Annotated in this window: 1 protein-coding gene; it reads left to right on the top strand. The window is 68.9% G+C overall.

The window, feature by feature from the left end; translation table 11 throughout:
* Positions 1-109: 109 nt before the first annotated feature.
* A partial coding sequence (locus OP04_RS48125) for an ABC transporter permease (RefSeq protein WP_232324036.1) occupies positions 110-682 on the top strand: 573 nt, incomplete at its 3' end.

The raw sequence follows: 682 nt of genomic DNA, 5'->3' as shown, positions 1-682 counted from the left end.
CGAGGGCGTCTTCAACGTCCCGGGCGTCGGGTCGCAGCTGTTCCGCGGCATCACGCTGAGCGACGGACCGCTGGTCGTCAGCTTCGTCAGCATCCTGGTCGTCGTCTTCATCTTCGCCAACCTGATCGTCGACCTGCTCTACGCGGTCCTGGACCCGAGCCTGCGGCGGAACTGGGTGTTCTGGTTCGCGTCCGCGATCGCGCTGATCGTGATCCTGATGGCCGCGTTCCCGTCCCTGTTCACCCCGAACGACCCGGCCGACTGCGCGCTGTCCCGGCAGCACGCCGTGGGCACCGGCTGGGCGCTGTTCGGGTTCGACTTCCAGGGCTGCGACATCTACGCCCGCACGGTCTACGGGGCCCGCGCCTCGATCTGGGTGGGTGTGCTGTCCACGGCGCTGGCCAGCAGCATCGGCCTGATCTTCGGCCTCACCTCCGGCTTCTTCGGTGGCTGGCTGGACGCGATCCTGTCCCGGCTGACCGACATCGTGCTCGGCATCCCGCTGCTGCTCGCCGCGATCGTGCTCGGCAAGCGCCTCAGCACGGGCAGCGGCGAGTCGTCCGGCCTGATGGCCGTGGTCGTGGTGCTCGGCATCCTGGGCTGGACCACGGCGGCGCGTGTGATGCGTTCGTCGGTGATCTCGGCGAAGAGCCAGGATTACGTGGCGGCGGCGCGGATGCTG

This window comes from Catenuloplanes japonicus (assembly GCF_000717135.1).
Lineage (GTDB): Bacteria > Actinomycetota > Actinomycetes > Mycobacteriales > Micromonosporaceae > Catenuloplanes > Catenuloplanes japonicus.
Note: the sequence above shows the minus strand (reverse complement) of the source record. Positions and strands in the feature narration are given on the sequence as shown.